This window comes from Kitasatospora cheerisanensis KCTC 2395 (assembly GCF_000696185.1).
Classification (GTDB): domain Bacteria; phylum Actinomycetota; class Actinomycetes; order Streptomycetales; family Streptomycetaceae; genus Kitasatospora; species Kitasatospora cheerisanensis.
This window is the reverse complement of record NZ_KK853997.1, coordinates 1-8,142: the sequence shown is the minus strand read 5'-3', so window position 1 is coordinate 8,142 and position 8,142 is coordinate 1. Positions and strand designations below refer to the sequence as shown.

The following is an 8,142-nucleotide window of genomic DNA, read 5'->3' as shown; positions in this document are numbered from 1 at the left end:
TCCGACATGGCAGCGAGAGGTGTGGCTCGATCCGGATCAGGTCGAGAACCTGGACTACACCGTGCACGTGCTCTTCGACGACTTCTGCGATGCGAGCAATCCTCTGCCCTGGCTTGGACAGTGCCTTCGCAGCGAGGAGGAAGTCGAGCTGATGGCGCGTCTTGGCACGGCCTACAACGCGGTCCAGGACTCGGTCGGCGCCGCTGCCCGTGACGAGGTCTATCTGGCCGCACCAGGCTGGTCTGCCGTAGTCACCGCAGCAGCCCGGTTGGCCCAGGTGCTGGTGTCCAATGATCACTTGGCATTGAGCAAGCTGCATGACGCCGGCTACCGCTGGCCGCTCGGCACCGAGCCGGTTGCGTCCAGGACGGAAGACCAGCACGTCGACTCATGACCGCAACCAGATGACCAGGGCCGCAGCGGTCACCGTTCCGAGGAAGACGTAGCCGCGCTTGTCATAGCGAGTCGCGACGGCCCGGGAGTTCTTCAGCTTGTTGATGGCCCGCTCGACGGTGTTCCGCTTCTTGTACCGGTCCTCGTCGTACCCCGGTGGCCGCCCGCCTCGTGATCCCTTGCGCAGGCGTGCGGCCTGGCTATCGGCCTTCTCCGGAATGGTGTGCGGAATTCCGCGACGCCGCAGGTACTGACGGCAGGGACCGTTGCTGTAGGCCTTGTCGGCCGAGACACTGTCGGGCTTCTTGCGGGGCCTGCCCAGTTCGCGGCGGGGGACCCGGATCTTCTCCAGTACCGGCACGAACTGGGTGCAGTCGGCCCGCTGCCCCCGTGTGACGATCAGGGACAGCGGCCGACAGCAGCCGTCCGCACTCAGGTGGATCTTGCTGGTGAAGCCGCCGCGCGACCGGCCCAGGCCCTCGCCTCCCGCACCACCTCCACCAGGTGGCCGACGAGGCTCTGCCACGGCGTTTCGCCCTGGTGTTCCAGCGTCCCGTCCCCAATTGACTCGGCAAGGGCCGGCGGGGGGTCGGTGCGTGCGCCGGCCGCGTGCCGGTGTGCGCGCACGATGGTTGAGTCCACCGAAATGTCCCAATCGATCTCGCCGGCCCCGTCGGCTGCGGCCTGGACCTGCTGCAGCAGAAGCTCCCAAGCGCCGTCCGCCGACCAGAGTCGATGGCGCTCGTAGACCGTCTTCCACGGCCCGAACCTCTCCGGCAGATCGCGCCAGTGCACCCCTGTCCGCACCCGGTGCAGTATCCCGTCGATCACCTGCCGGTGATCACGCCACCGCCCACACCGACCATTGCTCACCGGCAGGAACGGTCGCAGCCGTTCCCACTCCGCATCCGACAGATCACCCCGCCCCATATACGGGACAACGATCCGACCAGGCGACAGTCACATGATCGGCCGGAAAGCTCCTAGCGTTCGCGTTGATGAAGTCCCGCATGCCAGCCGTCGGGTTGAGGCGGACGTTGTCCCAGACCAGCACGATCGGGCCGCCGAGCCGGGTGCGGGCGCGGACTGTCAGGTCGCGGAAGTCCTTCCAGCCGAGGCCCTTCGGCTCGTCTTTGCGGCCGCAGCACTCACGGATGGCATAGATCAGCCGGGATCGCTGGCCAGGCTTGTAGCAAGTCATGCCCGCCATCGACATGCGCCCGGAGCCACGGCCTCTCACCCTCACGACCGGGGTCTGACCGATCCGGCCCAAGGCCCTGGCACGCGGCGAAGTCGTCGACTGCCTGGCTTCGTCCTCGAAGACGATCCAGGCCCCGCGCTTCGCCGCGCTCTTACCCGCGGCCAGGTCTCCTTCCTCCACACCTCTACCGCCGCGTCGTCTCGCTCGATCGCCCGCCGGGCGGGCTGCTGCCAGTGCCAGCCATGCCGCTTCAGCAGCCGCCAGGTGCCCTCGACCGTGCAGGAGACATGGAACAGACGGCCGATCAGCGTCTTGATTCGCGCCAGCGTCCACCGCTGGTCCGCCCAGCCGTGGGCCCGTGGACCGCGCTCCAACTCCCGCTCCAACCTGGCAATTTGAGCCTCACTGAGCCGAGGCCTTCTCGGTGACCCCTTCGACAGGACACCCGCCTCGCCGCCCTCGCGCCAGGCCCGGCGCCACCGCTCGGCCGACCGCACGCTGATCCGCAAGGCAGCGGCGATCTTCGCGTTCTTCTGCCGAGCCTCGAATCGCTCCACGGCCTGAAGCCCTAACCGCTCTCGCGTGGTTCTCTCGGCATCGGTCAGCCCGCCGCCCTGCGCGTACCTCACACTCCCAGAGCTACCGGAGCCGACACCCGGCTGTCAGGCGAACGGCACCGACATCGGCCGACATCACCCAAGCAAGTTCAGTAGTGGATGCGAGGCCGGGCCTCTTCGAGGTACCCCGGCCGACTGGATGCAAGTTGAACATGTTCAATAATCATGCCATGGTGTGTGCGCTCAAGGCTCGCCTGCACCGGTAGCCAGGCGCGTGGCGATCGGGAGGGCTTGCAGTGGGGCGGACGGGATCACGAAGGTGGGCCGTAGGAGGCGCGGCGGTCATGCTGTCTGTGCTGTGTGCCTGCGCCGGCCCCTACCAGTACTACGAAGGCACTGGACTTCATGACGCAGCCGTAGCCGAGGCGGCCGGGGTCTGGGAGGGAGCCGAGCAGACGCGGTTGACGCTCAACCAGGACGGGACGGCTGTCGTTGAGCGACTTGACGGCGTCGACTTCGACTTCGACGACGGCTGGCGAATCTCCGGCGCGGGGACCTGGGAGCTGACAGACCGTGCCGGCGGACAGAACGTCGTCGTCACCGTGACCACTCGGATTGGGGTAGATGCGCGTGAAGCCTCACCGCAGGTGGAGAAATCGGTCGCTGCGCCCCTGACGTACACGTGGCGCTTCCATGTGCGCCGCGATGCGCACAGGAGCCTGGAACTGTTCTTCTTCTTCGGCGATCCCGACATCGGGAACCTGTATCTACTGCAACACGCCAGCGCTTCGAGCTCCGCCGCCACGAGTTGATCGCCTGTATGTCGCCGCGCCGGGCGACCGCTACGGGTGGCCCAGCGCGATTGGATCCGGCAGATCGCCGTCAGCGGTGCGTGGTGGATCGCCCCGCCTGTAGGAAGGCGTTGGCGGTGCTGTAGGTCAGCGGTATGTCGTGGTCGTCCATCATCCGCGCCCAGATCTGCGCGGTCGACCGGCCGGCCCGGCCAGGGCGCGGATGCGGCGGCGCTGGGTGCCGTCGGCGGGCATGGCCCGGGCCGGCCGTCGGACCGGTTGCTGCTGAAGGGTCCGGCGCAGGCCCTTGCGACGTAGTCCGTGGCGCCGGGCGACCAGTCGCCGGGGGACGCCGTTGCGCGGCTGTGGCAACGCGAGAAGCAGGTCGATCCCGCGGAAGAGCTCACCCTGCCCGGCCTCGCGCAGGGCGGCGGCCTTTTGCTGTTCGGACTGCGGCCTGCCGGGAGCATCGGACAGAGCACGCCGCGCGGAGCGGCCGGCCGGCGTCCGGCGGGCCGGGTCAGGAGAGTGATGGCGGGCTTGCCGACTTGTAAGGGCGTTGAGGTAACTGGGTTTGAGGTGCTCGTGCGAGGCGGGGAGAGACACGGACCGGCAGGGGCCGCAGCGGCGGCCGGGCGGGGGCGGCGTGGTGTCGGGTTGCTGGTCGGCGTGGACGTGGTGCAGGCAGGCCTCGCCGAGTCCGGGTGCGGAGCGCGGGCAGGGTGTGGAGCTGGCCGCTGGCGGGGTGCAGGACCCAGATGAGGTAGGTGCGGTCCGGGGCCGCCGGTGCTCGCCGGGGTGGGCCGCGATCGGCCGTGCGATCGCCGCGATCGAGGAAGCCCGGCCGCCAGCCGCCGCGGGCTTCGCGCTGCCGTCCACGCCTTCGCCGTGCGCCCCGTCGGCCGGGAGCGCCCGGGCGGAGGTGCGGCTCATACGTGACTAATTGCGAGGCATTTGTGCGAGTAGAAGCGCCGCAGAAGATGAGGCGTTCTGTGCTACTTTCCCGAGCGGGAGGTGCGTGATGTCGGAGATTTTCGCGGCGGTGGACGCGCTGCTGGAGAAGGCCCGGGACGGCGGGGACCTGCCGGAGCCGGCGGAGCGGGAGCGGTTGCGCAAGGCCGCCGGGCTGACGCAGGTCGAGGTGGCCGAGGCCTTGCAGACCCGGCGGGAGACGTTCGCGAAGTGGGAGAACGGGACCTCGCAGCCGCGGGCGCCGAAGCGCGGCGCGTACGCGGTCCTGCTCGCCGGGCTGGCCGACATCCACGGCACCCGGGGCCCGGACGGCTGGCTGGCCCTCGCCCGCCGCGCCCGACCCATCGACACCGGCACCACCGCCGTTGCCGCCGAGGGGGAGTGAGGCCCTGATGGACCGCAAGGCGTACACCGCCGAGCTCGCCGGCTTGCGCGAGCTGCGCGGCGAGATCACGGCCGCCGAGAAGATGGTCGCGGCCGCGCAGAAGGAGCTGGACAAGCTCACCGCCCAGCGGGCGCGCCGGGTCGCGGGGCTGGCGGGGTATGAGGCCGCCAAGGCCGACGCGGTGGCGAAGGCTTCCGGGCTGTCGGTCGGAGACGTCGTGCGGATCGCCCCGCTGCTGGACCCGACCCCGGCCGCCGTACGCGCCGCCAAGGCCGACGCCCCCGTCGCGCCCGTGTCTGTCCCGGTGCCTGTGGCCGCGCCGGTCGACGCCGAGCCCGCGGCCGCGGTGGCTCCGGCGCTGACCCGCCCGGCTCCCGCCGTCGAGCAGCCGGTCCCTGCCGCCCCCACTGCGGCTGTCCCGGCCGTCGAAGCACCAGCCGTGGTCGAGGGCCAGGCCGTCGAGCAGCCCGCGTCGGCCGCGCCGGTCGTCCCGGCTGAGCCGACCGCACCGGTGGGTCCGGTCGCTTCGGTCGCTGCTCCGGTGCGTCCGGTGGCCGCTGTCGGTCCGCGTGAGCTGCCGACTCTTCCGGACGGCCCGGCGGGCGCCCGGTTCGAGGCTGTGACCGCCGGCCTGGTGTCGAAGCGCCCGAGCTTCACGCAGCAGGCCCGCTCGACGGTGTTCCTGGACGCCGCAACGGGTGAGCTGGCGGTCCGCGACCGTGTGGTGCGGCTCGACCTCGGCGCCCGCACCCCGGGGGAGATCCTCGACGCTGTCCTGGCCGCCGCGCCGGGCACGGAGCGGATCTACGTCACCGCGGGCGGGCCGTGGCACGACGGCGCCGAGCGCTACTCCACGCTCAAGGACGCGGTCGCCGCGTGGCTGAACACCCCCTCCGAGCGGTGGACGACCGCCGTGGGCTCGGGCCGGGACAAGCTGGCCGGGCACTTCGTCCACCAGCGCCAGCCCGTGGGCCGCTACGCCCCCGCCACTGCGCCGGAGGGTCCGGTGACGGAGATCCGGTCGATGGGGGAGTGGTTCGATGCGGACGGCGCGGACGTGGTGACGTGCCGTCAGGCGTTCACGTTGCTGTGGCAGGCGCTGCGCCGTCACTGGGACGATGCGGTGCTGATGGGCTCGCCGTCGCAGACGGGCCGGGACCTGTGGTCGCGCACGATCCCCACCAGTGGGAAGTGGGCGGGCGGCTACCCGGTCCTGTCGGAGGAGCTGCGGGGCCTGCTGCACGCGACCGGCGGCCAGGGCCGCACCGAACTGCTCCTGCCGCCGCGGGTGCCGGAGCAGTTGCCGGCGCTGGTGGAGTACGACCGCACGTTCGCCTACGCCAAGCACCTGTGGAAGTCGCCGGTCGGCACGCCGCGCCGGATCACCGCGGCCGGGTTCGCGGCGATGAGCGGGCCGGAGCAGGTCAAGGCCCTGATGTCCTGCTCGCACTGGAACGTGCGGGTGACGGTCCCTCAGGGCTGGAACCACGTCGGCCTGCTGCCTGCCCCCGTCACCGGTGACCGCGCCTGGATCTACCCCTCCGAGCCCGGCAGCACGTTCACCACCTGGGCGGGCGGCGCGGAGATCCACCTCGCACTGTCGAACCACATCGCGCCGTGGAAGGTCGAGATCCTCGGCGGCCTGCTCTTCGAGGACGGCAAGCCGCTCGACGAGTGGGGCAAGCGCCTGAAGGCCGCGTGGGCCGACCTGACGAGCCTGTCCCGCGCGCACGCCGACGAGCGCCAGCGCCAGGCTGCCTACCTCGCCTCCCGCGCCGTGCGTTCCGTGCTGCTGTTCGGTCTGGGCGGTTTCGCGCAGCGCCCGCGCCTGGTCTCCGGCACCACTCCGGCCGGGGAGGCGCTCCCGGCCGGGGTCGAGATCCTCGGCCAGGACGGCGACACGATCACCTGGCAGCGTCAGGCCGGGTTCTCCCGCGACCCGTACGCGCACCCGGAGTGGGCGGCGTATGTGTGGTCGGGGGCGCGGGCGGCGCTGCTGGACATGAAGTACCGCCAGGGCAAGGAGGTTGTCGCGCACGCCGGAGCGCTGCATGCCAGGCCGGGGACGGTCGTGTACTTCGGCACGGACGGCATCGCGTTGACCGAGCGTCAGCCCTGGCCTTATCGCGGGGAGCCGGGTGACTACCTCCTCAAGGGCCACCTCACCGGCCCGGTGCCCCACCCGACCAGCCAGGAGGAGTACTTGAAGCTGCGGGGCCTGGGCCGCGCCGAACTCGCCGCCGAGCAGACGGCCGGAGGTGACCGGTGAGTCCGGCGGACCCGAATCAGCCGAACGAGGCCGCGCGGCTCACGCAGGAGTTGATCGACCAGGGCTACACCAAGCGCCAGGTCGCCAAGATGCTCGGCCGCGACGCCTCGCTCGTCTCCCAGTTCTTCACCAAGGGCAAGGGCGCGAGCATGGTCGGCGCGCTGCGCCAGCTGGTCCGTGCGGTGCGCGGCGGCGAGCGCGACACCGAGGCCCTCGCCGCGGTCGCCCAGGAGAACGTGCAGCGCCGTCGCACGAAGACCGGCCAGAAGGCGCGGGTGCGCGGCAAGGACACGGTCGGCGAGGCCGGCGGCAGCATGGCGGGCCGGGCCGGGAAGCAGGCCATCCGGTCGGGTGCCTCCCACCTCGCCCCGGTGGTGCACGAGACCGGGCAGGCGGGCGGCCGCCTGGCCTTCACGGTGCGGATGAAGGCCGACCAGTACGTGTACAGCGCGGGCTCGGAGAAGGACTCCGGCGGTCTGCGCCGCGGGTTCATCCCGCGCTCGGACGGCACGGAGGAGCGCACCTACGGCTCCGCCTCCACCGGGGGGTTCGACGCGGCGGAGTGGTCGCAGCGGGTCGCCGACCACCACGGCGACGTCACCGAGGCCATGCGCGAGTGGCTGGTGGAGACCGGCCGTGCCGTCGCCGATGCCGACATCGCCTACCTCGAAGTCCGGGGCTGGGTCCCCGAGTAGCAGCAGTAGGTCCGCCCGCCTGTGACTGAGTGCTTCAGTTGGCCGGTGAGCGGTTGAGTTGGCCAGTTGAGTGTTGGCATTGTGCCTGGTCAGTGGGCCGCGAAGCTCGAAGGTCCGTTCTGCGGGAACCGGCTCCAGGCATTGCCGCTGGTCAGTGGCTTCGCTCAACTGGCCAACTGAAGCGCTCAGTCACACCGCCCCCACCTCCCCAGCCTCAGCATCCGAAGGAGAAGCACCGCCGTGGAGACCACCGCCACCGCCGAGCAGACTGTGCCGGCCAGGCTGCGCACCCAGGCCGTGGCGCCGCTGCCCGCGCAGCCGTCCGGCACTGCCGCCGTGAATCCGTTGCCGTTGCACTGGTTCCAGAAGGACGCGGTCGCGGCGGCGGTGCGCGAGGTGAAGGACGGTGGCCGCGCCACCGTCATCGCGGCGACCGGCTCGGGCAAGACCCTGATCGCGGCCGGCTGCGCCCGGCGGCTGGCGGCGCGGGCCGGGTGCTGGTGCTGGTGCCGACGATCGAGTTGCTGGAGCAGACGGCGGAGGCCTGGTCGTTGAAGGGCGGGCGGCGGGGTCTGGCCATCGCGGCGTGTTCGCGGGAGGAGGCGCTGGAGAGCGCGGAGGCCGGCGGCCGCGTCCACGCCCGTGTGACGACGCAGGCCCCGTGGATCGCGGATCTGGTCGCCGCCGAGAAGGCCGGCGAGCCGGTCACCGTCTACGCGACCTACGCCTCGCTGGAGCGGATCATCCAGGCGCACCAGCAGTTCGGCCTCCCGGCCTGGGACCTGGTGGTGATCGACGAGGCCCACCGCACGGCAGGCGCGGAGGGGAAGGCGTGGGCGGCCGTCCACGACGACGGCCAGGTCCCGGCGCTGCGCCGGC

8 protein-coding genes and 1 pseudogene are annotated in these 8,142 nt (G+C 71.5%); 7 read left to right on the top strand and 2 right to left on the bottom strand.

The genetic code is table 11. The features are described from left to right. Positions 1 to 394 (top strand): SCO4402 family protein (locus tag KCH_RS00055; protein WP_244305039.1); only part of this gene is annotated, 394 nt, incomplete at its 5' end. Here the strand turns inward: KCH_RS00055 and KCH_RS38865 are convergent. Together KCH_RS38865 and KCH_RS38860 are read right to left on the bottom strand one after the other, a co-directional pair. Continuing rightward, a protein-coding gene (locus tag KCH_RS38865) for an IS5 family transposase (RefSeq protein ID WP_425268717.1) occupies positions 389 to 1,323 on the bottom strand; the annotation gives its coding sequence in 2 pieces (ribosomal slippage) (positions 389 to 994 and positions 997 to 1,323; 933 coding nt in all). The genes KCH_RS00055 and KCH_RS38865 overlap by 6 nt on opposite strands. Positions 1,324 to 1,378: 55 nt before the next feature. Continuing rightward, positions 1,379 to 2,223, bottom strand: a pseudogene (locus KCH_RS38860) (IS630 family transposase); the annotation flags it as partial. Positions 2,224 to 2,495: 272 nt separating this feature from the next. Here KCH_RS38860 and KCH_RS00035 point away from each other — a divergent pair. The 6 genes from KCH_RS00035 to KCH_RS42080 form a co-directional block, all read left to right on the top strand. Then, positions 2,496 to 2,963 carry a hypothetical protein gene (locus tag KCH_RS00035; protein WP_051652566.1) on the top strand — a complete coding sequence of 156 codons (468 nt, stop codon included), beginning with the start codon at positions 2,496 to 2,498 and terminating at the stop codon, positions 2,961 to 2,963. 1,000 nt (positions 2,964 to 3,963) lie between these two features. Then, the gene (locus KCH_RS00025; RefSeq protein WP_035857874.1) at positions 3,964 to 4,299 is read left to right on the top strand and encodes a helix-turn-helix transcriptional regulator; all 336 of its coding nucleotides are present in this window, start codon (positions 3,964 to 3,966) and stop codon (positions 4,297 to 4,299) included. A gap of 7 nt (positions 4,300 to 4,306) precedes the next feature. Then, a complete protein-coding gene (locus tag KCH_RS00020) occupies positions 4,307 to 6,568 on the top strand; it encodes a hypothetical protein (protein WP_035857872.1) in 2,262 nt (753 codons plus the stop codon). Beyond that, positions 6,565 to 7,263 carry a hypothetical protein gene (locus KCH_RS00015; protein ID WP_035857869.1) on the top strand — a complete coding sequence of 233 codons (699 nt, stop codon included), beginning with the start codon at positions 6,565 to 6,567 and terminating at the stop codon, positions 7,261 to 7,263. Before KCH_RS00020 ends, KCH_RS00015 begins: the two co-directional genes overlap by 4 nt. 240 nt (positions 7,264 to 7,503) lie before the next feature. Next, on the top strand, positions 7,504 to 7,818 hold the full coding sequence (locus KCH_RS42085) for a DEAD/DEAH box helicase family protein (protein WP_167573930.1): 315 nt from the start codon (positions 7,504 to 7,506) through the stop codon (positions 7,816 to 7,818). Further along, positions 7,758 to 8,142 (top strand): DEAD/DEAH box helicase family protein (locus tag KCH_RS42080; RefSeq protein WP_035857861.1); only part of this gene is annotated, 385 nt, incomplete at its 3' end. The genes KCH_RS42085 and KCH_RS42080, both read left to right, overlap by 61 nt.

What these genes read in the sequence shown, in the direction of transcription:
- KCH_RS00035 (WP_051652566.1), top strand. Translation starts at nt 2,496, where the DNA reads ATGCTGTCTGTGCTGTGTGCCTGCGCCGGCCCCTACCAGTACTACGAA.
- KCH_RS00020 (WP_035857872.1), top strand. Translation starts at nt 4,307, where the DNA reads ATGGACCGCAAGGCGTACACCGCCGAGCTCGCCGGCTTGCGCGAGCTG.
- KCH_RS00025 (WP_035857874.1), top strand. Translation starts at nt 3,964, where the DNA reads ATGTCGGAGATTTTCGCGGCGGTGGACGCGCTGCTGGAGAAGGCCCGG.